The sequence below is a fragment of the Leptospira yasudae genome (genome assembly GCF_003545925.1).
Lineage (GTDB): Bacteria > Spirochaetota > Leptospiria > Leptospirales > Leptospiraceae > Leptospira > Leptospira yasudae.
Genome location: NZ_QHCU01000001.1, coordinates 561,892 through 583,214, shown reverse-complemented (window position 1 = coordinate 583,214; position 21,323 = coordinate 561,892). Strand labels below are relative to the sequence as shown.

General features: G+C 46.1%; 28 protein-coding genes. 13 read left to right on the top strand and 15 right to left on the bottom strand.

All coding sequences use genetic code 11. From position 1 onward, the window contains the following. Positions 1-106 precede the first annotated feature (106 nt). Both DLM76_RS02910 and lep read left to right on the top strand, forming a co-directional pair. Positions 107-1,174 (top strand): lipoprotein LipL41, encoded by a 1,068-nt coding sequence (locus tag DLM76_RS02910; protein ID WP_118964547.1) that lies wholly within the window; start codon positions 107-109, stop codon positions 1,172-1,174. Beyond that, positions 1,152-1,535, top strand: a complete 384-nt coding sequence (lep, locus tag DLM76_RS02905; protein WP_118964297.1) for a LipL41-expression chaperone Lep — start codon at positions 1,152-1,154, stop codon at positions 1,533-1,535. Before DLM76_RS02910 ends, lep begins: the two co-directional genes overlap by 23 nt. Before the next feature lie 149 nt (positions 1,536-1,684). On the opposite strand, the gene ftsZ is transcribed toward lep, so the two are convergent. Genes ftsZ through DLM76_RS02890 form a run of 3 tightly spaced genes read right to left on the bottom strand, consistent with a single transcriptional unit; the run spans position 1,685 to position 4,900 of the window. Continuing rightward, a complete protein-coding gene (gene ftsZ / locus DLM76_RS02900) occupies positions 1,685-2,896 on the bottom strand; it encodes a cell division protein FtsZ (protein WP_118955041.1) in 1,212 nt (403 codons plus the stop codon). Positions 2,897-2,922: 26 nt separating this feature from the next. Then, a complete protein-coding gene (gene ftsA / locus DLM76_RS02895) occupies positions 2,923-4,152 on the bottom strand; it encodes a cell division protein FtsA (protein WP_118955042.1) in 1,230 nt (409 codons plus the stop codon). 1 nt (position 4,153) lies between these two features. Continuing rightward, a complete protein-coding gene (locus DLM76_RS02890) occupies positions 4,154-4,900 on the bottom strand; it encodes a cell division protein FtsQ/DivIB (protein ID WP_118955043.1) in 747 nt (248 codons plus the stop codon). 266 nt (positions 4,901-5,166) lie between these two features. On the opposite strand from DLM76_RS02890, the gene DLM76_RS02880 reads away from it, so the two are divergent. Next, positions 5,167-5,967, top strand: coding sequence for an MlaD family protein (locus DLM76_RS02880; RefSeq protein ID WP_118955045.1), 801 nt, complete (start codon positions 5,167-5,169; stop codon positions 5,965-5,967). Between the two features lie 85 nt (positions 5,968-6,052). Here DLM76_RS02880 and DLM76_RS02875 read toward each other — a convergent pair whose 3' ends face one another. From DLM76_RS02875 to DLM76_RS21430, 3 genes are all read right to left on the bottom strand, one after another. Continuing rightward, positions 6,053-6,451: a type II toxin-antitoxin system VapC family toxin gene (locus tag DLM76_RS02875; protein WP_118964295.1), complete on the bottom strand. Its 399-nt coding sequence runs from the start codon at positions 6,449-6,451 to the stop codon at positions 6,053-6,055. Continuing rightward, positions 6,448-6,687: a type II toxin-antitoxin system Phd/YefM family antitoxin gene (locus DLM76_RS02870; RefSeq protein ID WP_118955047.1), complete on the bottom strand. Its 240-nt coding sequence runs from the start codon at positions 6,685-6,687 to the stop codon at positions 6,448-6,450. Before DLM76_RS02870 ends, DLM76_RS02875 begins: the two co-directional genes overlap by 4 nt. Before the next feature lie 188 nt (positions 6,688-6,875). Then, the gene (locus DLM76_RS21430) at positions 6,876-7,166 is read right to left on the bottom strand and encodes a hypothetical protein (RefSeq protein ID WP_135581089.1); all 291 of its coding nucleotides are present in this window, start codon (positions 7,164-7,166) and stop codon (positions 6,876-6,878) included. Here DLM76_RS21430 and DLM76_RS02865 point away from each other — a divergent pair. From DLM76_RS02865 to kdsB, 6 genes are read left to right on the top strand one after another with little or no spacing between them, the layout of a single operon-like run. Then, on the top strand, positions 7,146-8,246 hold the full coding sequence (locus DLM76_RS02865) for a glycosyltransferase (protein ID WP_118964294.1): 1,101 nt from the start codon (positions 7,146-7,148) through the stop codon (positions 8,244-8,246). The genes DLM76_RS21430 and DLM76_RS02865 overlap by 21 nt on opposite strands. Before the next feature lie 5 nt (positions 8,247-8,251). Then, positions 8,252-8,476: a flagellar FlbD family protein gene (locus DLM76_RS02860; RefSeq protein WP_118964293.1), complete on the top strand. Its 225-nt coding sequence runs from the start codon at positions 8,252-8,254 to the stop codon at positions 8,474-8,476. Positions 8,477-8,482: 6 nt separating this feature from the next. Then, entirely contained in the window at positions 8,483-9,265 is a 783-nt protein-coding gene (locus DLM76_RS02855) for a motility protein A (RefSeq protein ID WP_010573662.1), read from the top strand. Between the two features lie 15 nt (positions 9,266-9,280). Next, positions 9,281-10,108 (top strand): flagellar motor protein MotB, encoded by an 828-nt coding sequence (motB, locus tag DLM76_RS02850; RefSeq protein WP_118955051.1) that lies wholly within the window; start codon positions 9,281-9,283, stop codon positions 10,106-10,108. A 40-nt stretch (positions 10,109-10,148) separates the two neighbouring features. Further along, positions 10,149-10,673 carry a flagellar basal body-associated FliL family protein gene (locus DLM76_RS02845; RefSeq protein ID WP_010573664.1) on the top strand — a complete coding sequence of 175 codons (525 nt, stop codon included), beginning with the start codon at positions 10,149-10,151 and terminating at the stop codon, positions 10,671-10,673. Next, on the top strand, positions 10,673-11,413 hold the full coding sequence (gene kdsB / locus DLM76_RS02840) for a 3-deoxy-manno-octulosonate cytidylyltransferase (protein WP_118955052.1): 741 nt from the start codon (positions 10,673-10,675) through the stop codon (positions 11,411-11,413). Before DLM76_RS02845 ends, kdsB begins: the two co-directional genes overlap by 1 nt. Here the strand turns inward: kdsB and DLM76_RS02835 are convergent. From DLM76_RS02835 to srpA, 5 genes are all read right to left on the bottom strand, one after another. Next, positions 11,406-11,744 carry an STAS domain-containing protein gene (locus DLM76_RS02835; RefSeq protein ID WP_118955053.1) on the bottom strand — a complete coding sequence of 113 codons (339 nt, stop codon included), beginning with the start codon at positions 11,742-11,744 and terminating at the stop codon, positions 11,406-11,408. The genes kdsB and DLM76_RS02835 overlap by 8 nt on opposite strands. 49 nt (positions 11,745-11,793) lie before the next feature. Continuing rightward, complete coding sequence (locus tag DLM76_RS02830) at positions 11,794-12,009, bottom strand: hypothetical protein (RefSeq protein ID WP_118955054.1); 216 nt, start codon at positions 12,007-12,009, stop codon at positions 11,794-11,796. An 89-nt stretch (positions 12,010-12,098) separates the two neighbouring features. Beyond that, a complete protein-coding gene (locus DLM76_RS02825) occupies positions 12,099-12,515 on the bottom strand; it encodes a c-type cytochrome (RefSeq protein WP_118955055.1) in 417 nt (138 codons plus the stop codon). 118 nt (positions 12,516-12,633) lie between these two features. After that, complete coding sequence (locus DLM76_RS02820) at positions 12,634-12,990, bottom strand: Zn-ribbon domain-containing OB-fold protein (protein WP_118964292.1); 357 nt, start codon at positions 12,988-12,990, stop codon at positions 12,634-12,636. A gap of 103 nt (positions 12,991-13,093) precedes the next feature. Continuing rightward, positions 13,094-14,332 (bottom strand): sigma factor sigX-regulated lipoprotein SrpA, encoded by a 1,239-nt coding sequence (srpA, locus tag DLM76_RS02815; RefSeq protein WP_241548166.1) that lies wholly within the window; start codon positions 14,330-14,332, stop codon positions 13,094-13,096. Between the two features lie 10 nt (positions 14,333-14,342). Here srpA and DLM76_RS02810 point away from each other — a divergent pair, with 10 nt between their 5' ends. Beyond that, positions 14,343-15,392 (top strand): AraC family transcriptional regulator, encoded by a 1,050-nt coding sequence (locus DLM76_RS02810; RefSeq protein ID WP_118964291.1) that lies wholly within the window; start codon positions 14,343-14,345, stop codon positions 15,390-15,392. A 96-nt stretch (positions 15,393-15,488) separates the two neighbouring features. Here DLM76_RS02810 and DLM76_RS02805 read toward each other — a convergent pair whose 3' ends face one another. Continuing rightward, positions 15,489-16,313 carry a sterol desaturase family protein gene (locus tag DLM76_RS02805; protein ID WP_118964290.1) on the bottom strand — a complete coding sequence of 275 codons (825 nt, stop codon included), beginning with the start codon at positions 16,311-16,313 and terminating at the stop codon, positions 15,489-15,491. 111 nt (positions 16,314-16,424) lie between these two features. Then, entirely contained in the window at positions 16,425-16,919 is a 495-nt protein-coding gene (locus tag DLM76_RS02800; protein WP_241548165.1) for a class I SAM-dependent methyltransferase, read from the bottom strand. Positions 16,920-17,070: 151 nt separating this feature from the next. Here DLM76_RS02800 and DLM76_RS02795 point away from each other — a divergent pair, with 151 nt between their 5' ends. From DLM76_RS02795 to DLM76_RS02785, 3 genes are read left to right on the top strand one after another with little or no spacing between them, the layout of a single operon-like run. Further along, entirely contained in the window at positions 17,071-17,739 is a 669-nt protein-coding gene (locus DLM76_RS02795) for an ArsR/SmtB family transcription factor (protein WP_118955060.1), read from the top strand. Between the two features lie 13 nt (positions 17,740-17,752). Continuing rightward, entirely contained in the window at positions 17,753-18,883 is a 1,131-nt protein-coding gene (locus DLM76_RS02790) for an NAD(P)/FAD-dependent oxidoreductase (RefSeq protein WP_118955061.1), read from the top strand. Positions 18,884-18,920: 37 nt separating this feature from the next. Next, positions 18,921-19,241 carry a DsrE family protein gene (locus DLM76_RS02785; protein WP_118955062.1) on the top strand — a complete coding sequence of 107 codons (321 nt, stop codon included), beginning with the start codon at positions 18,921-18,923 and terminating at the stop codon, positions 19,239-19,241. A 40-nt stretch (positions 19,242-19,281) separates the two neighbouring features. Here DLM76_RS02785 and DLM76_RS02780 read toward each other — a convergent pair whose 3' ends face one another. Continuing rightward, complete coding sequence (locus tag DLM76_RS02780) at positions 19,282-20,346, bottom strand: Lsa36 family surface (lipo)protein (protein ID WP_118964288.1); 1,065 nt, start codon at positions 20,344-20,346, stop codon at positions 19,282-19,284. Between the two features lie 169 nt (positions 20,347-20,515). Further along, positions 20,516-21,283 carry a beta-ketoacyl-ACP reductase gene (locus DLM76_RS02775; RefSeq protein WP_118955064.1) on the bottom strand — a complete coding sequence of 256 codons (768 nt, stop codon included), beginning with the start codon at positions 21,281-21,283 and terminating at the stop codon, positions 20,516-20,518. Positions 21,284-21,323 lie beyond the last annotated feature (40 nt).

Sequence of the window (21,323 nt, the reverse complement as noted above, 5' to 3'; positions counted from 1 at the left end):
GAACGTAATTCCGGAACGTTCAAATCTAAAATATATTGACACGATTCTTTTCGAGTTTTAAATGAGCCCTTATCCCCAAAATCAAACAGGATTGGTGTTACTTTCCATGAGAAAATTATCTTCTCTAATTGCTGTGCTAGTTCTCCTTATGTTCTTAGGAAATTGCGCAGATACAGTCGATGTAGAATATCCGGTATTCCCGAAAGATAAAGAAGGCCGCGCTCTTCAAAAATTCCTCGGTACGATTCGTAACGTAGGTTTGGCGGTTGAGCCTCCTAAGAAAAGTCTTTGGGAAGCGATCTTCGGAGAAGGATCCAGCTTCATCGACCAGATGCCTTCTAAAGTATTCGAGGCATTCGACAAAGAATCCTATTACAAGCTTACGGACCTCAGCAAGCGCGCTGACATCTTGAACGAAGCGACTCTTTCCCTTACAGGAATCACTAAGTCTAAAGCGAAGATCGGAAACCTGATCGGAGCGGAAGCGATTCTTTACATCGGATATCAAAAACCTTACACCGAGTGCGGTAGCGAAAACAAAATCGACGCAGTTGCGGCTGGTTTGAAAGTAGCCGGTTTCGCGGCTTCTATGGCGACCGGTAGAGAAGTGAACACAGGAAACGATCCGGTTTCTAAACCGACAGGCGTTCGTTACATGTTGATTCCTCTCGATGCGACTTTGATCAAAGTTGATACCGGCGAAGTGAAGAAAGCGGTTGTTTCTAACCCTGCGAAAATCTTCAACAGCGTTGGAAACTTGGAATGTCCTTCCGTTCTCGATTCTTTCGGACAAGGTCTGGATGAAGCGGCTGCTTATATTAAGAGCAGACTTTCTCCTCTGGTTAAAACCGAGAAGATCGAAATTTTCGTAAAAGACGAAGATGAAGAAGTGAAAGAACTTCTGACTGAAGGTTACGAAGAAATCCAAGGTGAGACTCCAAGCTTCAAAAAAGCGAAAGAAGCATGGGAAAAAGCTGATAAAAAAGCGAAAGGTCAGTCTTGGGGAGCGAAAGCAAACCTCGGAACTTACTACTTCTCAACCGGCGATTTCGAAAAGGCTATCAAACTCTACGAAGAAGCTATGAAGATCAACGGAGCTAAAAAAAGCTACCTGAGAGAACTTAGAAAGAGAGTAGAAGCTACTTACGCTGTTGACGAAAGCAACGCGAAATAAGCCGATCCTTTTGAATCGTATCAGTTTCTGGAAAAGCGGGCGAAAGTCCGCTTTTCTTATTTCAATCTCCATCCTATCTTTTCTGTTTCTCGCCGATTGCCGAAAAACTCCCAAAGAAGAAGAATGTGTGCAGAATCAAATGCACAACGTAAAGCTGATCGCGCAGGCGACGGAGGATGAAATCCCTTCGGGTATGCAGCAGCTCATGTTAAAGCAAATTCTTCAGCCGGACATGTCTCGTGCGATCGTGCTGCGATGTATGTCCGATAAGACCTTGAAGCAGGTTCAGTGCGAGCTGGAAAAGGAAAAGTTTTCCGAACTGAAAGAATGTAAGAAGTTTGGAAAGGAAGAAGTTCACTAAGAACTTTCGTTTTGAACACGAAACCCTCAAAATAAAAAAGTGCGGCCACTCCGCACTTTTACTTTTTCTTCAAGAAAATCGAAAGAGGACCGTTCCGATCAATCAACGAGCGCCGCTTGAACCGTCGTTGCGACGACCTCGACGAACCATCAAGGTCCGGAGCTGTTTCTTCTCAAATACGCAGGAATATCGTAATCTTCCGCTTTCGGTGAAGAGCTGTTCGAAGAACGGTATCTCAATGAACCCGGATTTCGATTGGATTCTCCGAGATCGTCTTGAAAATAATCCTTCTTTTCCGGAGCCACGTTATCCGTCATACCCACGGCCTTTTTCTGAAATCCGTAATTCTCCTGAACGCGTGTAGCGAGATCCTGATTTTGAATCAGTTTTCCGGAAGAAGAACGTTTGTTGAATCCGGTTGCGATTACGGTCACGCGGATCTTGTTCGAAAGATTTTCGTCTTCGTGAAGACCGATGATGATGTTTGCATTCGGATCGACTTGGGAAGTGATGATTCCCGAAACCTCGTTCCAATCCGAGATCGTAAGATCCTTTCCGCCCGAAACGTTGATCAAAAGGGAGGAAGCTCCCGCGATGGAAGTGGAGTCTAACAGGGAGTTGTTGATCGCGAATTCCACCGCTTCTTTGACTTTTCCTTCTCCGCTTCCTTCGCCCACGCCCATCACCGCGTCGCCGGTATCGCGCATGATCGCCTTTACGTCCGCAAAGTCCACGTTGATGAGTCCTGGATTGTTGATGATGTCGCTGATTCCGCGCACTGCGTTCAAAAGAATATCGTCGATGACTTGAAACGCGAGATCGATCGGCGTGTTTTTATCCACGACGCGGAAGATGGAATCGTTGTTGATGAGGATCAACGTGTCCACGTGCGAACGGAGTTGTTCGATTCCTTTGCGGGCGAGTTCCATTCTTCTTCTGCCTTCAAAGGAGAAGGGAAGGGTGACGACGCCAACGACGAGACATTTCATTTCTTTCGCGATCTTCGCGATCACAGGTGCGGCTCCGGTTCCGGTTCCGCCTCCCATTCCCGCGGTGACAAAAACCATGTCCGCTCCGCGAACCGCGGATTGAATTCTTTCCTTATCCTCTTCCGCGGCTTTATAACCCAATTCGGGATCGCCGCCCGCGCCCATACCTCGGGTCGCTTTGGTTCCTAAGATGATTTTGTTTTCCACGGGAGAACGAAGAAGCACTTGTTCGTCCGTGTTGAGAATCGCGAATTCCACTCCTTTTAAAGTGGAATTGGACATTCTCGTGACCGCGTTCATGCCGCCGCCGCCCACTCCGAATACCTTGATGACTGCCGGGCTTGTTTTAGATTCTTCTTCAAAACGGATCATATTCAGTTTTCCTTATAAAGGACGGGTCAAAGATTGTCTTCAATCCATCTTCTGATTTTTTTCGTCCAACCTTCCGAACGGTCCACGGATTTCTGATCCATGTCCGTCATTCTATCTGCGTATTTGATCATTCCGATCACGGTCGAAAATTCGGGAGAAGACGCTTTTTCAGCGAGTCCGCTGATTCCGCCCGGTCTTGCCCTGGATGCCGTTAGACGAAACACGTCTTCCGCGAGGGTGTCGATTCCTTCCAGAAGACTTCCTCCTCCGGTAAGAATCACTCCTCCCGCAAGAAGCCCTTTTTTACCGGACTTCTCGAGTTCCTTGTCCACCATCTCGAAGATTTCGCGCATTCTCGGTTCGATGATGGATACGAGTTCTTCTCGGAGAACTTGTCTTGCGGGTCTTCCGCTGATCGGCGGGATTTCGATCGTTTCGGTGGGATCGATTTCCGAAAGGACGGTATGGCCGTATCTTTTTTTGAGAAGTTCCGCGGTTTCCAATGTCGTTTTGAGTCCGATGGAAATGTCGCTTGTGACGTTGATTCCTCCGAACGGAATCACGGAGGAATACGAAATCCCTCCGTCCACGTAGACGATCAGATCGCAACTTCCCGCGCCTATATCGAGAACCGCCGTTCCTAAATCCTTTTCCCCCGAAGTTAAAACCGCTTCGGAAGAGGCGAGGCTGGAAAGAATCATGACCTCGCAGGCGAGTCCCGATGATTCAACACATTTTTCTAAATTATGAATTGCTGTTATACCCGCGGTTACGATATGAACTTCGGCTTCGAGTCGAACTCCGGTCATTCCGATCGGATCGCGGATGCTCGTTTGATCGTCCACGGAGAATTCTTTGGAAAGAACGTGCAGGATTTGCTGATCGGCCGGAACTCGGATCGCCTGCGCGGCTTCGATCACTCGAACGACGTCCGGTTCCGTTACGGTTCGATCTCGGTTCGTGATTGCGACCACACCTTTGGAATTGTCGGCCTTTACCGTTTTGCCGGTGATGTTCACCGCAACGGAAGAAATTTCCTGACCGGACATGAGTTCCGCTTCGCTCACCGCTTCAATGATGGAGCGGGTGGTGGATTCTATATTGATGATGGATCCGTTTTTAACGCCCGACGACGGGTAGGCTCCGGTTCCGATGATTTCGACTTCGTATTCGGAGATGGGACGGGCCACGACCACTTTCGTCAAAGAGGTTCCTAAGTCCAGCGCGGCGATGATTCTATCTCTCGGTTCCAACATATCAGTGATAGACCGCGTCTTCCCCTCTGATGTCTACAAGTTCGGATTGGATCTTGTCTTTTTCAAAATATGCTAATATAGCGTAGAGCTTTCTTACTTGGTCCCTGTGAAGAAGCGTTCCGATTTGGATTCTCAATTGAATCGGTTCGTCCGCGAAAAAGAAAATTTCTCCGTCTTCCTGCAAAAGAACCTCGGAGATTCTCGGCTTTAAAGCCGGATACATGCGGAAGGCTTGTTCGACGGAATTGTAAAGGTCGCGGAAGCTCGCGTCTTGGATGAATCCGTTTTTGATCGGGAAGTTTCCGGAAAGAACGCAAAGATCTTTTTCGCGCACGTCGTCTTTGGAAAGAAGTCGTAACTCCGAGTCGATTTCGTAAAGATGTCCGTCCGAGTTTACGATGTAGGAAGCCTTGCGTTCCGTGAGTTCGATGAGAAGTTGATCTTCCGACTTTTTGGTGATTCGGGCGGAGTTCACACGGGGAAGTCTGGAAAGTCTTTTTTCTAGAAGATCCAAGTCCAGCGTATCAAAGGAGGTTCCGGGTTGAATTTCCAGCATTCTTACGATTTCTTCCGTTTTGAGCTTTTCGTGCCCCGTTATGATCAACTTATTCAATTCCCGGGGAATTCCTTGAAAGCCGAACCCGAGAATCATTCCAATGCTCAAAATACCGATGAGTAGAGCTAAAAGGAGAATATTTCTCCTTTTCTGTACGAATTCTCTTAGAAAGTCAATCAGATTATGTCTCATCGTAATTTCTGCGTGGAAATTTCTTCCTGGTTCCAATATCGGGATCTGCGGTCGGAAGTACAGCCCGTTTTTTGATCCTTGGTTTTGCGGAGCAGGTTCAACTTGGGAAAAGATTTGCCGGTTTTACGATGAGGTTCCATTCTCAGAGGAAGAAACGGGTCGGAAGTACGAATGAGGATTTTGGGAAACGCAGGAGTTCCTACATTTTTTTCAAATGGACGGAACAACGACCTTTTAAACTCCGATCTTAATAAAGTCCACTGATTATGAATCTTACCAAACACACGGCGGTCCTAACGGGCGTTACCTTCTTTCTCGCTTTTTCGATGGCGATGTATATGTCCGTGATTGAAAAGGCGGGAACGAAGGACGAATATCCCTACACGATGAAAATCTATTATCCCCGTTTGGAAGGAATTCATCCCGGAGCGCCGGTACGGATCTTGGGAGTGGAACAGGGACTCGTGTTGAGTCTCGATGTGGTTCCGATCGACGAGGTGGGAGATCAAAGATTCTTGAACAAGGATCAGACGAAGGCGATCGAGATCGTGATTCGCCTCAAAGAGCCGATCACTCTTTGGGATAATTATAAGATCACGTTTCAAACCAATACGATTCTTTCGGGAAGAACGATCGATATCGATCCGGGTTCGTCGGAAAAGGAAGATACTACGTTTTTTCAACCGACCTATCTAGAGGAGGAACAACGACCTCCCGACTTTCTTCCTTCGGCCGATTACTTTGAGGATTTCTTTGCGGCTTCCACCGGTGTGATCCGAGAAAATCGGGAAGACATCCGCACTTCATTCAATAATTTTTATGAGATTTCGGAAAAGTTGAAATCGAACCGGGGAACAATTCCGCAGTTGATCCATTCTCCCGAAACCTACGACAACGTGTTGGAACTCCTCACCGACGCGAGAATTTTCGGCAACGACGCGCGCCGTTATACGGAAGGCTACCGTAAGTTGGAACGTTCCGCGCCGACTCCGTTTACGATCAATTTGTATCGTCGGACCACTTTGATCGGAAGCGTCGGAAACGATTATTACTTCGGGAAGTTGTAAGAGTTCCCACAAAGTTCGGAGAGGTGCGCACGATAAGTAGGAGATCCTACAATCGTTTGTCGGAAGAATCACCCTTTGTTCTTTTCTACCAAAGTGTTTTGAGTCCTTGCAATTTATATCGTTTCATTTCTGAATCTTTGCTGATAATCGTAAGTTTACGTTTTATCGCCTGCCAAATCAACATTCTATCGAATGGATCTTTGTGATGTGTTTCTACTAAAGAATTGTAACTACTTGCTTCGTCCGCTTCCAAAGGAATGATTTCGATTTTTGATGTTTCCAAAAATTCCGGAATTTGGGCCGGTTTGAATCCGGAGATTTTCAACTTACCTAATTTATATTTGAGTGAAATTTCCCAAATCGAGATAGAACTCGTATAGATCGTGTTTTCGGGATTTTCGATTGTTTCCCTTGCTTTCTGACTGAGAAGATGCGAGGACGCGATCACCCAGAGAACGACATGAGTATCCAAAAGATATTTCATGAAAGTTCCAGAAATTCCTCTTCAGAAATTTTAAATTCCTCTTTAAAAGTGATCTTAGCTTTTCGATCTAAGAGACCGATTTTTCTTTTTTCGGACTTTTCGGTCGTAATCGGAATGATCATAGCAATCGGTTTTTTTCCTTTTCCATAAAGAATGCCGACGTTCTCTCCGTTTTTAACAGATTCTAAAACCTTGGAAAAATTAGATTTAAGTTCGCCGATCGGAAAGGATTTCATTCTTATAGTATAGATTTTCTTGTCAACTTGTCAAGTATTAGCGGCAATCATTGTCGACTCTCGAATGGGTTCGAAGGTTTTTTTCAATGAAAGCATCGATTGTAGTCTTGAATCGAGTTTCAAGTAGAAATTGAAAAAAACATTTTGTCGGAAGAATCATCGCGCTGCAGGAGAGATTGTAGTAGTTCCTACAACCCGTTGACCGTGGCGTCACCCGTGGCTTGCGTAGTAGTTCCTACAAATTTTGAAATCACGATCGTACTCCGATGGAACGCAGGAGTTCCCGCATTTCTACCCGCAAGCGATACGAAAGGCTTGGCCGGAACGGCCGAGCGGGACTCCGCGAGCCTGGAGTAGCGCGACGGCGAAGCCGATGCGGCCACCAATCCCCTTCTTACCGTGGGAGTTCCCACACTTTCCCAGCGGGGAGAATCTCCGATCCTGCCGATACATCCACTATGAAAGTTGCCATCATCCATGACTGGTTGAACGGAATGCGGGGCGGAGAATTGGTCCTCGATTCTCTCCTGAAAATTTATCCGACCGCCGATCTTTTTACCTTATTTTACACGCCGGGAAAGCTGAACGCGCGCATCGAACAAAGAAAGATCACGACTGCGTTTACCGACAATCTCCCGTTTAAGGATTCCAAGTATCGATGGTATTTGCCCTTATTTCCCACGGCGATCGAGTCCCTCGATCTGAAAGGATACGATCTCGTGATTTCTTCTTCGCATTGCGTCGCTAAGGGCGTGATCACCGATCCGGACTCGATTCATTTCAGTTACGTGCATTCTCCGATGCGTTATGTTTGGGATTTGTATTACGATTATTTTCCGGCGCGCAAAGGTTTGAAGTTTTTCGCGTTTGAAGCGATCTCCAATTATCTCCGCACCTGGGACGTGGCTTCCGCTTCGAGAGTGGATTCGTTCTGGTCCAACTCCGAGTTCGTCGCAAGAAGAATCCAAAAGTTCTACAGAAGAGAAGCGAAAGTCATCTTTCCACCTTGTCTTCCGGAAAAATGGAAGGTCGTGTCTGAATCAAAAGACGACTTCTATCTCATCGTATCGGCGTTTGCTCCTTACAAAAGAATCGACCTTGCCATTGAGACGTTCCGCAAAAACGGGAAGAAGCTCGTCCTCATCGGAGGAGGACAGGAATTTAAAAAACTGACTTCGGATCTTCCTAAGAATATCGAAGTTCTTCCGCATCTCAAACGCGACGAGGTTCTGGAATATTACAAAAAAGCAAAGGCCTTCCTCTTTCCGGGAATGGAAGATTTCGGAATCGCTCCCGTGGAAGCGCAGGCGTATTCGACCCCGATCATCGCGTATGGAAAAGGCGGCGCCCTGGAAACCGTCGTCGACGGAAAAACGGGAATCTTTTTCGAAGAACAAACGGTGGATTCTTTTCAGGCCGCAATCGATCGGGCCGATCGGATTTCTTGGAAAACCGCCGATTTTCAAAAGAACGTAAGCCGTTTTACCGAGGAAAAATTCATTATCGAAATCCGTAAGCAGGTCGAGAATAGAATCAGAACTCCAAGGAAAAAGGGATAAACGTTTTGATTTTGCTTCACAGACTGAAAGGGGATGAGTTCGTATTAAACGCTTCGCATATCGAAAGCTTAGAAGCGAATCCGGATACTACGATCACTCTTTCCAACGATAGAAAGTATGTGGTCAAAGAATCCGTGCCCGAAGTTATCGAAAAAATTTTAGAATATAAGAAGCGGATTCTCGTTTTTCCTTTGGGATCTTCTCCGGATCAGTTCAAAAGGGTGGAATAAAATATCATGGATTTTGGAACAGTAGTCGGTTTAGGTGCGGCGTGCGTCCTGATGATTTTCGGGGTGATTTCCGCAGGTTTAAGTCCATTAGACCTTTTTGACGTTCCTTCGATTTTGATTACCTTCGGCGGTGCGACCGCCGGAACGATCATGGCCGTACCTTGGGAATCCACTCTTGCGGTCGGAAAGGTAACACAAAAGGTGTTTAGAACCGAAAAACACGATTTGATCGAACTCATCAAAACGTTAGTCTCCTTCTCCGAAAAAGCGAGAAGGGAAGGTCTTCTCGCGCTGGAAGACGACGTAAACGAACTTCCAGACGAATTCTTACGCAAAGGAATTACTCTCGTCGTGGACGGAACGGACCCCGAACTCGTTCGTAATATCATGGAAACCGAAATGGGCAACATCGCTTCCCGTCATAGTAATGGAAAGGCTTGGTGGGAAAACTGGGGCGCCTTGGCTCCCGCCTTCGGGATGATCGGGACCCTGATCGGACTCGTACAGATGTTGAAGAACCTCGGTTCCGGCGACCCTTCGGCGATCGGAACGGGGATGGCGGCGGCCTTGATTACCACGTTGTACGGATCGATGGGCGCCAACATGTTCGCGATTCCCGTGATGAAAAAACTCATGCGTAAATCCGAAGACGAACTTACGATCAAACAAATCATGATCGAAGGAACTCTTTCGATCCAGTCCGGGGACAACCCGAGGATCGTAAAGGATAAACTGTCGTCGTTCCTTCCTCCTTCGGAAAGAGACGTTCTCAAGGACGACAGCGAGTAAACTCGGACTTTCACTATGGCAAAAGCAAAATGTCCGGAATGTATTCAGAATATCCCCGAGTATATGCTTACGTACGGGGATATGGTGACGCTGCTTCTTTGCTTCTTCATCATGCTTTATACCACCGGTAAAACGAACGCGATCGAAATGCAGATCATCCTTTCCGCGTTCAAAACCACGACCGGATTTTTCGACGGAGGTCAGACTCTTTCGAAAGGACGTCTCGAAGAGATGGGAATGAACATTGAAAGTCTTCCTTCTCAAACCACCGGAAAGGCCTTATCAAAATCCAAAAAGCTCGCGACCGAAATTTTCAAACCGGAAGTGGAAGCGGGCAAGGTTAAGATCACCGAAGACGAAAGAGGACTGATCATCTCTCTCGTAAGCGCGGATTATTTCAATCCGGGCTCGGCGGTTTTAACGGATTCGATCAAGATCGCGCTTCGAAAAGCGAGTTCGCTTATCAAAGAATTGGATCGTTTCGTTCGAGTGGAAGGACATTGCGACGCGGACGCGGTCAACCCGGGAGTTCCGCCGGGAAAAGAAGAACGGGCTTATATCAACAACTGGGATCTTGCGGGAGCGAGAGCGATCAACTCCACCGATTATATCATCAATGTGGAGAAGCTCGATCCTTCCTGGTTTCAAGCTGTGAGTTTCGGAGCGTTCCGGCCTTTGGTCGTGGAATATACGGGAACTCCCGAAGCGAAAGCGTATAATCGTAGAATCGATATCGTAATTATGACCGATAAGTCAACCAAGAGAAGTCCTTACGAAACCAACTTCGGACTTCCGAAAACGAAAATACCCGGCTCCGAGTCCAGCGTTCCTGGCAAAGAGTGATCGGAAGAACAACTAACGTCAAGATTCAGGAGGCAGACCCATGGGTGATGCGGAAATAGACGAGGAAGAAGGCGGGCTACCCGCGGCCGAGGGCGGCGGTGGCACATCTCCCATTATCAAATGGCTTCTTTATGTAGCGGGAGCCATTTTCGGAATTATCATCGTCGCGATCATCGCGATGGTAGTCGCAAAACAAACGGCGACGAGTACGTTCAAACAGATGAAGAACGTCGCGTTGGTAAAACCCCCTCCGCCGCTCGCGAACTACAACTTTACGGAAGAATTTAGGATCAACACTTCGGACAAAGGCGAGGCTCACTTCGTAAAGATGAAACTCGCGTTCGGAATCGCGAAGGAAGATCAGACCTTATCCGCGGAACTCGCGGAAAGAAACGCGCAGATGCGCGACTTGATCAACCTGATCGTGGGAAGAAAGTCCAAGGACGAACTCATCAACATCGAGGATCAATTGGATCTTCGTGAGGAGATCAAGGCTCAGGTGAATCATATTCTTACCGAAGGAAAGATTCAGGAAGTTTACTTCACAGAGTTTATCGTCAACTGATGAGAAAAATTCTCGGTGTGATTCCGGCGCGTTATGCGAGCTCCCGTTTTCCGGGCAAACCTCTCGCCAAGATCGGAGATAAAACGATGATAGAATGGACGTATCGGAATGCCTCCCGATCCGCCACTCTATCCGAGTTGGTCGTTGCGACGGACGACGAAAGAATTCACGATGTCGTATTAGCATTCGGCGGTAAAAGCGTAATGACGAGCGCGGATCATCCTTCCGGAACCGATCGAATCATCGAAGTCGCCGAAAAGTTTCCCGAATTTAGCGTGATCGTAAACATTCAAGGCGACGAACCCGGAATCGAACCCGAGTTGATCGACGGGGTTGCCAGCCTCAAAGCTTCTCATCCCGAATGGACGATGAGTACGGCGGCCGTTCCGATGCTGGACCCTGCTCACGGAACCGATCCGAACCGAGTCAAAGTCATTTTTGATCAGAACGGAAAGGCCATTTACTTTTCCAGATCGCTCATTCCGAGTCAGTTCAAAGCGACGGTTCCTTTGTATCGTCATCTCGGGATTTACGGATACGATCGCGATTTTCTGTTGAAATACAATTCTTTGCCGAAGAGCAATTTGGAAGAATCCGAATCCCTCGAACAACTGAGAGCGATCGAAGCGGGTTACGGGATCGGCGTATTTCTGGCAAAAGAAGCGGGACTTTCCGTGGACACGCCCGCGGATTTGGAGATCGTAATCGAAGACTTTAAAAAGCGGAAGTGGGTTACTTAAGAGCTTCTTGAAGAGAATTGTGGATTAATACGAAGTCCGTTAATCCGACGATGTCCATGACCTTTCTGAAATGTTCGTTCAGACCGGCGAACTCGATTTTCCCTTTCGTTTCCGAGGCTCTCGTAATGAGACTGATGAGGGTCGCGATTCCCGCCGAATTGATGTAGGAAGTTCCCTGAAAGTTGAGAATCACTCTGTTTCTTTTTTCTGCGGGAATGGATTCGTATTTTCCCACGATTTCCTCATCCGCTTCCGAAGTGATTTCTCCTTCGATATGGATGATGGGAACGGACACGGAAAGATCTACGAAAATTTTGAAATCGTCGGACATAAGAAATCTATCAACTAAAAACCGCTAAATTCCATTAAAGTCAATCGAATTACGCATAATTTCCGAGTTCGATCGGAGACAATTGGTCAAATTGTCGCCCGCATTTTTTACAATAAAATTTAACGGCTTTCGGTTTGGAAGAAATCCCAAAAAGGATTAAAAAGATTCCGAGTTTGGTGTATGTCTTTTCTTCGCGAGAGTTGGGAGAGGTTCTGCTGATTCCGCAGTCTTCGCCGCAAGGCGGCAGTGTTTTGGATTGATTCACAAGAATAGCATGCTTTGAAGGTTTAAAAAATTCCAGTCGAAAAAGGGAAGAGGGCCGGAAAACGAACGCTTCCCGACCCGAAGAAAATCTTAGTTTTGAGAAAGGTGAACTACGTATTTTGCAAGTAGTTTCAGATTCTCATCGCCTAAGAACTTGTAAGCGACCATCGGACTTCCGGTAATCCCGTTGTTCAGAGTTTTTAGAACTCCGGCTTCCGTATTTCCGTTTTTCCACTGTCCGGCCGGAGCCTTATAGTTACGAGGTTTCGGATTGAGACTTGCCGCAGCAGCTCCGTCTCCCGCTCCTTTTTCACCGTGACAGGAAGCGCAGTTTTGTAAAAAGATTTCCTGTCCTTTTTGAAGTTCGGGGCTGAGAGCGGAAGCGGTTTCGGTCGCGGCAGGTGCGGAAGTTTCGGCCGGTTTCTCGGACTTATCTCCACAGTTCAAAAACAGAACCAGAGAGGTAAGAGCGATCACGATGGAAATGATCATATTTTTGGAGTTCATCGAAAATCACCTCTATATATTGCGAACCAGCTTATCCTAACAGGAAATTTCACGATAGGATTTTTTTGTCAGGTAAATGTCACGGGACTTGATTTTTCTCAAGTCCCGAAAAATCAAATTACGCTGGGTGGAAGATGAATCCCGTTCCGGATTCTTCTTTTTGAAAGCGTACGGGAAGATCGATTTTTACGGATTCAGTCACCGGAACGCCGGAAACTTCTCCCTCCAAGATTCCCATCGTTTTGATTCCTTCCTCAAGTTCCACAACCGCTAATACGTACGGCGCTCTTTTTGCAAGATGACCGAAACCTACATGAACCACGGTATAGGTGTAGATTTTTCCGAGTCCGCTAAACTGCGTTTCGGAAATCTTGGAACTCCCGCACTGCGTACAGGCGACCGAAGGTTCTGTCATTTGAAAACCGCAGGAATCGCACTTTTTTCCTTTCAAAATTTCTAATGTAGTTTCGGACATTTTTAAACCCTCTGAAGAATATGAATACAACCGACCGCACCCTAGTTATCTATAAGAGAAAAATAAAAATGCCGGGGAACGCACTTCTTTTTTCAGACGCGCTTTATTGAGATCTGCCTAAAATAGTCGGAAGGTGAAAGATCAGGTTTCTTCTGGAGGTGTTGGTAAGATTGTCCGAAGCGTCGATCGCATTGGGTCTGTCCGCCGTATCCAATTGGGGAGAAAATACGTTATTCGTCGAATTGGAATCCCAAAATAAAACCTTATCCACGGAAACGTCAAATCGAAATGCTCCTCTTCCCGTTAGACTTGTATTAAAATCCAAAACCAAAACGAACGGCGCATTGGAGGCGAGTTGATTCGCCGAAGCGGGTTGTTTGAATTTCAGTTTTTGATTTGGGGTCGCGTTTGCAATGGTCGTCGCGGACGGAGGATTGATGAACTTTTCGGGATTGTCGGTCGGATTGATCGAGGTCAAAGACCGGATCAACAAACCGGTAACCGAGTCGATCGACAATTCGGTAAGATGGCACGGGCCGGTAATTCCGGTTCCTCCGAAAAGAGCCGGAGAACTTAAAAACGAAATAGGACAATCATTCTGAAATATTTTCGCGGTGACCGTACCTCGATCGTCGTTAGCGGAGGAAACGTTGTTGAGATGAAGAGAAACGTAACGATAGGAATTTTCGGGAACGTCTTCGGGAGCAAAGTAGTAGGTGAAAGCCTGAGCTACGATTCCGATCCGATCGTAATCCTGAATTTCTTCCAACGGAATCGAATCGACCCGTAAAAATCCGGAGTCACCCTTTTTTCTTAGATCCAAAATTACGCTTCCCTGTGCGCAAACGTTGGAGGTCTCATTCTGAACGGATGTTTCTCCGACTATTTTAGACATCCTAAACAATGAAAAATTAGAATTTTCTAATGTTTCAGTTCCGGGAGCGGGTCCGCCTTTTGCAACAGATTTATACGCGACGATTCTACAGATATCGATCGAAACCGCTTTCGGAGTCAGAAAATGATCTTCGAATCCGTCCGCGTTTCCGTCTCCATAGTTTTGAGCAGAATTCCCGGCGAGATCGGTAAACAAAACTCCGGATGAGTTCGGGTAGGAATTCGGAAGAATTCTCGATTCGGAATCGCTTGCGGTTCTTGCGAACGCGTTTAAACCGGTCGAATCCGAAAGGCGAAATTCCGCGTTGCGCGGATTGAGAAGAAGGGCGGATAACAGCAATTCATCGGATTTCTCGTTTCCCTCTTGACGAAAGACGGAGAACGGAACTTCTCTAACGTAAGAATTTACGGCGAGGTCTAAAAGAAATCTTAATGAGGTCGGATTCATCAGGTGCGAAATGTTCGAAGTGACGAATTTCATTCTTTTCTGTAAGGCGATTACGATCGCACAATTGAGCTTTTTGATTCTTAACTTTTTAGTGAGAATGAAGGCGACAACCCAAGGGATTTTCGGAAGTTTATTTTTATCCAGTTTGATCGCGTATTTTATCTGTCCGATGCTGCATCACTCGGGCGTGAATTCCGTCTTATTTATACTCGTTCATATCGGTTGTTATTCGGTTTCCTTCTTTTTCTATCTTTTCGTTTCGAGTTTGTTTGTGGATCGCTTTCAGCCCCGTCTTCTGCACGGAGTTTTGTTTCTTTTGATCAACGCTTTCTGCTTTTACGTGTTCGTCGTTTCGAACCTGCAAAACGAAACTTCGATCGTTTCCAAGATTCTTTTCAGCGCTCCTCAACTGATATTTTTGACGCTTCTTCTTTTGGCCTTGGGAAACGTATTAAAAGATAAGAATATGGATTTGATCGAATCCAGAAGGGAATTCCGGGTTCTTTTCGTTTTCGTAACCGGAGCGTACGCGATCTCCGTCGTTTTGATCGAATTGATTCTCAAATACTCAGACTATTCCGCGGAGCTGGATTTAGCGAATTCTTTCTTGATCATGATTTTGGTTTTTTTCTTTTCCTTTAAACTTTTCGAATTTCGGGAAAATACCTTTTTGATTCCGGATCGAAAAAAAGAAGAAGAACCTTTGGACGAGGTTTTATTCAAAAAATTGAATTCTCTTTTGGAAGAGGAAAAGATATATCTGATGGAGAATCTGACGATTCTGAAGTTGGCCCAGAAAATCGGCGTTTCCGAAAAGAAAATCCGCAGGTTGATCAACCAAGGTCTCGATTATAGAAATTTCAACGAATTCTTAAATCACTATAGAATTCGGGAAGCGAAGGCGATCTTATCGGACCCGGCAAAAAACGACGTTCCCGTTTTACGGATCGCAATGGATCTCGGTTACGGTTCTTTGGCTCCTTTCAACCGCGCGTTTAAGGAAATCGCGGGAACCACGCCTTCCGATTTCAGAAAGCAGGTTCCTTTGCAGAAACGATAAGAAGAAATCGAAGAAGCGCGGATCCGCTTTGAAATCGATTTCGTTCTTACCTTTTATCCTTTCGTAATCCGCCTTTAGTTGATCGGATCGGCGTTTTTAATTCGCTCCGAGTTTGATTTCCTCCGAAACTCCCGCATCTTTTTCTTCCGTGATCTTGTTAAAGGTTTTCTCATATTCCGGATGAATCGTTCCGAATATTTCGTCCCAGATCGTCGTATAGAGTCCGAAGTTGTATCGAAAGAATTGGTGATGCATATCGTGATTCGTGTTAGTGTTGATATACTTCAGGATTCGATTGGAAAGAAACCAGCGCGGAAACATTTCGTAACCGCTGTGTCCCAATACGTTTCTGACGATCTGAAACGTCATCGAAATCAATAAAGCCAACGTATGAACGGGAAACAGGGAAACTACGATCGGCAGAATCAGCGCGTGCAGGAACGCTTCTCCCGGACTAAACGAATAAGCGGTCCAAGGAGAAGGCGTAACCGATTCGTGATGAACCTTATGAAATATCTTGAAGAGCAGGCGAGTGTGCATCAAACGATGGGTCCAGTAAAAGTAAAAGTCTTGGATCACCAAAATGAGAAGCGCGCTCAGAAGCAAATAACCCCATCCGTGCTCTTGGATGTTGTCATAGAATCGGAAATAACCGAATTTTCGAAAAAATAAAACGGTAAGAGTGACCGCGGTATAAACCGTAACGGAGGAAATCGAATAGATGAATTCTTTTCGAAACTGAGAAGGTTGCGCTTGTTTAGCCTGGATCTTTCTGCTTTGAAAGGGATGTTTCCATACGTACAGAACTACGAAAGCGACGCCCGCAAACACGAAGTAGCGGAGAAAATCGATAAGAAAGATTTTCGGGACGTGCGGAAGTAACTCGAGCGCGGTTTGAATCCATTGACATTGTTCGTTCATTGTTTTTTCCTTTCGTTCGGGTTTTTCTCCGAACTTTCGGAAACATTAGAACGCATTTCCGGCTTCTCTTCTTATCGAATCCCGACAAGAGCTGATCAAAGCCGGATTCGATCAGTCTTTTCGAGCCAAAAAGCCGTAGTGATACGGAGGTAAATCGATCGGCGTTGGGGAATCGATTCGAAAGTTCGCGGATTGTGCCCAGCGAACCATATCTTCCGGTTTGGGTCGAATTTCCATTTTAGGGCCGCGAGGAGTTTTGGAATCGTAGTTCCAATGGACAAGACCTGCGATGCCTCCTGGTTTTAGAATTCTATAAGCTTCGGTAAGAATCGCAATCGGATCATCGTGGTGCAACAGATTGAAGATCATCACAGAATCGACGGAGTTTGCCTCTAAGGAAGTACCTTCTCCTATGATGTCCTTTTCTATGGGGAGAATGTTGTCCAATCCTTCCCGTTTCGTTTTTTCCAGAAGCTCTTGCACTAAATCCGATTCGATTTCGAAAGCGACGATTTTGTTTTTCCGATTTCTTGCAAGCGGTAGAGTAAACGTCCCGTAACCGGAACCGAATTCAACGATCGTTCCGGTAGCATCCAATAACTTCATTCTTTCTAAAATTAACGGAATATCGAAAAGACTATTCCAATACTCCGAATCCGGCATTCCACTATCTCTTACTTTCATGGGTTTATTTAAAAAAGAGGGTTGACAGTCGTCAATCAAATATTCAAATATATATTTGAATATTTGAGGAAATATGGATCAGCAAAAATCGGGAAGAGAATTTAAGGATTTTATCTATTCCGCACTCGCAAAATACGGAAAGGCGATTTCGGATCCGAAACGGATCGAATTGCTCGACCTTTTGCTGCAGGCCGAAAAGAACGTGGACCTCCTGTCAAAAGAGATCGGTATGAGCGTCGCGTCGACGTCGCATCATCTTCAAATCTTAAAAGACGCCCGTTTGGTCGGGGATCGTAAGGATGGAAGGAATATTTTTTACAGGATTGAAACGGCCGGTGCGGAAATTTTCGAAGTAATCGCGACTTCGGGTCGCGAATTTAATGCAGAGATCAAGGTTGCCGTTGATTCGTTCTTCGACGAAGATCAGGAGTTAAGAGGATTGGAATATTCTGATTTTCTGAAACGAGTCTTCTCTAAAGAAGTCGTTCTGATCGACGTAAGGCCGAGCGCCGAATATGCAGCCGGGCATTTCCCGGGGGCGATTTCCGTTCCGCTGAAAGAGTTGGAATCGAAAATCGAATCATTTCCCAAACGCAAGAAGATCGTCGCTTATTGCCGCGGTAAATACTGCGTTTTATCGAAGGAAGCCGTGGAAATACTCAGAAAGAACGGACTGAACGCGTATCGAATTTCCCAAGGGCCGCTCGAATTTGCGAGCGCCGGTATCGAATTCGTAAAATAAGGAGAATACTAAGATGAAACGAGTACTAATAATAGGCGCTGGAATCGGAGGAATTGTAGTCGCGAAAGAATTGAGGAAAAAGATCCGGAATGTAGAAATCCTATTGATCGATCGTTCAGAAATTCACACCTTCGCTCCTTCCCTTCTTTGGGCATTGGTAGGCGAAAGAAACGCAAACGATATTCAAAAGAAAATAAGTTCGAAAGGATTTAACTTTATTGTCGATTCCGTTCTGAGCATCGATTGGAACCAAAAGGTTGTAAATACGATTTCGAACGAACTGACTTACGATTATCTAGTGTTGTCTCCGGGGGCGGAAATTATTCCCGAAAGAATCTCCGGCTTTTCTGAAAACGCATTCAACTTATATTCTCTGGACGGAGTTTTGAAAGCCAAGGAAAGTCTTTTCGCGTCTTCATCCGGAAACGTAACGATTTTAGTTTCCTCGATTCCTTTCAAATGCCCTGCGGCGCCGTACGAAGCCGCATTTTTGATCGATGCATTTTTCAAAGAAAGAAAAATAAAGCCGAATATAACGATCGTAACCCCGGAGGAAATGCCTATGTCTGCTGGCGGACCCGAAGCGGGGAAACAGGTTGTTGAACTTTTAAAACGAAAGGGTATTTCGTTTCAGAATAAAAAAAATCTCGTAAAAATCGATTCGAAGGACAAGAACTTAGTTTTTTCCGACGATAGTACGGAGGGATTCGATTTGTTAATCGGGGTTCCCCCGCATTCACCTCCCTTATTCTTGAAGGGAGCGCCGATTCTCGCCGAATCCGGCTGGGTAAAGGTTGATCCTGCAACTCTAAATACTTCTCTTCCGAACGTATATGCGATCGGAGATGTTACAACGATTTCTCTTCCTTCCAATAGGCCGCTTCCGAAAGCGGGTGTATTCGCGCATTCTCAGGCATGTGTAGTCGCATCTAGAATCGCGGATGAGTTATTGAATAGAACCCCAACGGCTACGTTTCCTGGAATGGGGGGTTGTTTTTTGGAAGTGGGAGAAGGCAAGGCAGGGTTTGCGAAAGGGGAATTCTATTCGGAAAAAGGCCCTGGGGTATCGATCCGCCGTCCTTCCCGATTTTGGCACTTTGCGAAAATAATTTTTGAAAAGTGGTGGCTCTTCCATTGGGTTTGAGCCCTTCGAAGTTTTTACTTGCGAGGGAGAATACGAAATGAAACTGGGAATTATCATTTATACCGCACAGTATGAAGCCGTTTACAATGCGTTTAGAATCGCGAACTTCGCTTTAAAAAAAGGGGATTCCGTAAAAGTTTTTCTTTTGGGAGAAGGAGTCGAATCGGTACATTTCGATTCGATCGAATTTGACGTGAAAAACCAGATTTCGACGTTTCAAAACGCAAACGGCGAGATCCTTGCGTGCGGCACCTGTTTGGATCTGAGAAATTCAAAAGAAGGAGATTCCTGCAAGTATTCGAATCTTTCCGATCTCTATGAAATCGTCGTTCAATGCGATAAGGTTTTGAGTTTTTAAAGAAAACCTCTGCGGTGTTTATTGCGAAAACAGAGAACTCTCAAAACCGGTAGAATGCGCCCACGCTGAGCGATTCCGAATTTTTGTTTTTAAGAGCCTCGATCATAAAGTTCGCGCCGCCGAACGTAAATTCCATCCCGAGGGTTCCGTACCAGTTTGCGTGATCGATGGAAAGATTCCGTTCCAAGCTTAAGAAGGCGAGAGTAGGATTGGTTAAAAAATCGTCCCGATTGCCTGCGGACGAAAGGGCGACGTTCCGATCCACTTGAATGTTCAGAATTCCGCGGTTATACATCGCTCCCAAACCTCCGTAGAGAGTGAAAAAGCCGATCGACTCCGCATATCGAACGTCCAAGGTCGCGGAATAAATATTAGAATTGTATGATAGATCGTTGATCCCGATCCACTTTCTTCTTTGACCGTCGAGATTGATATTCGTCGGTCTGCGATCGTACGAATGAAGACTGATCGTCTGCAGAGATTGATACAAACCCAATCCGAACGAAAGTCCGCCCTTTGTTTCTTCCCCGAAAGAATTCTTCCCTTCCGCAAACGGAAAGAAGCGAAGATTCAAACCGGAGTTTGCCACTTTCCCGTGAAGATCCGTTTTTCTGAGTTTCAAAAAAGGAACGTTCTGTTCGGAAAGTTGATACGGAAAATAATGAAAGTGAAGATCCCATTTGGAAAGAAACGGACTCGGTTTGTCGAAGAGCGCGCCTAAGTTGACTCCGAAACTGATCGAAGGAGAAGCGGCGATTCCCTGCTTCGGAAGCTCCCGAAGTTCCGAGCTTTCAAACAGATAATTGCGCGGACTTAAGTTCGTTCTTGCGACCGAATAGCCGATTCCGATTCTCGCTTTATCGAGTTTGTTTCCGCCTAACAACGACGAGTTGATGTTCTGCAGAACGGCGGATTCTCCCATCGAAAGAAGAAATTCCTTCGTAAAAACCGCGTCCAAAGCCGGATCGACGAGGTTCGCTCCGAGGATGATCGGTGCCGGGATGGAAGCGCATTCGACGCCGACACAAACCGCTTCGGAAAATACGGGTTTTGCGGACGAGAATGCGATCAGATAAAGAAGTATTAAGGATGCGTAACGTTTCAAGTTAGGAACAGATTGGAAGAAGGGCGAAGTGATTCCTACAAAAAAACGAATCGGAAAAAACTTTCGGAAAAGAACGCGGAAGATGCGGAACGAGAAGAAATGTTCTCGTTGACAACACTTGCGGAAATCAACGGCGTTTCGTTCGATCTCCGCAAGTGTTTAAACCGAATTACATTCCGATCGCGGCGCCGCCGTCGACTCTCAAATAAGTTCCGGTGATGTAATTGGATTGATCGCTTAAAAAGAATTTCACCGCGTTTGCGATCTCTTGTTGTGTTCCCGGTCTTCGCAAAGGAATGAACATCGGATCGGTGAGTTTCTTTTGAACTTCTTCCGGAAGAGAAGCTGTCATATCGGTTTGAACGTAACCCGGACAAACCGCGTTTACGAGAACGTTTCTTCCCGCAAATTCTCTCGCTGCAACTTTTGTAAGAGCGATCACTCCCGCTTTGGAAGAGGAATAGTTCGCTTGTCCCGGTTGTCCCGTAAGTCCTGAAACGGAGGAGATGTTTACGATTCTTCCCGACTCGGCTTTGAGAAGAAGTTTGGACGCGTACTTGGTCATCAAGAAAACTCCCTTCAAGTTTACGTCTAGAACGAAGTCGAATTCCTGCTCGGACATTCTCATGAAAAGATTATCCTTCAGTACTCCCGCGTTGTTCACGAGAAAGTCGAGTTTTCCGAATTTATCTTTTACACCGGCGATGACCGCGTCGCAGTCGTCCGGTTTGGTGACGTTGCAGGGAATTCCCAACGTTTTTACGCCGAATTCTTTCGCGATCTCGGCTGCCGCTTGTTCGATATGTTCTTTGTTTAAGTCGACGACTACTATGTCGCCTCCTTCTTTTGCGATTGTATTTGCGATCGCTCTTCCTAGACCGCGCGGAGACGCCGCTCCGGTAACGAGTGCTACTTTCCCTTCGAATTGTTTAGACATGATTTCCCTCGTGTCGAGTTTCTAATTGGCTTTCCATTTC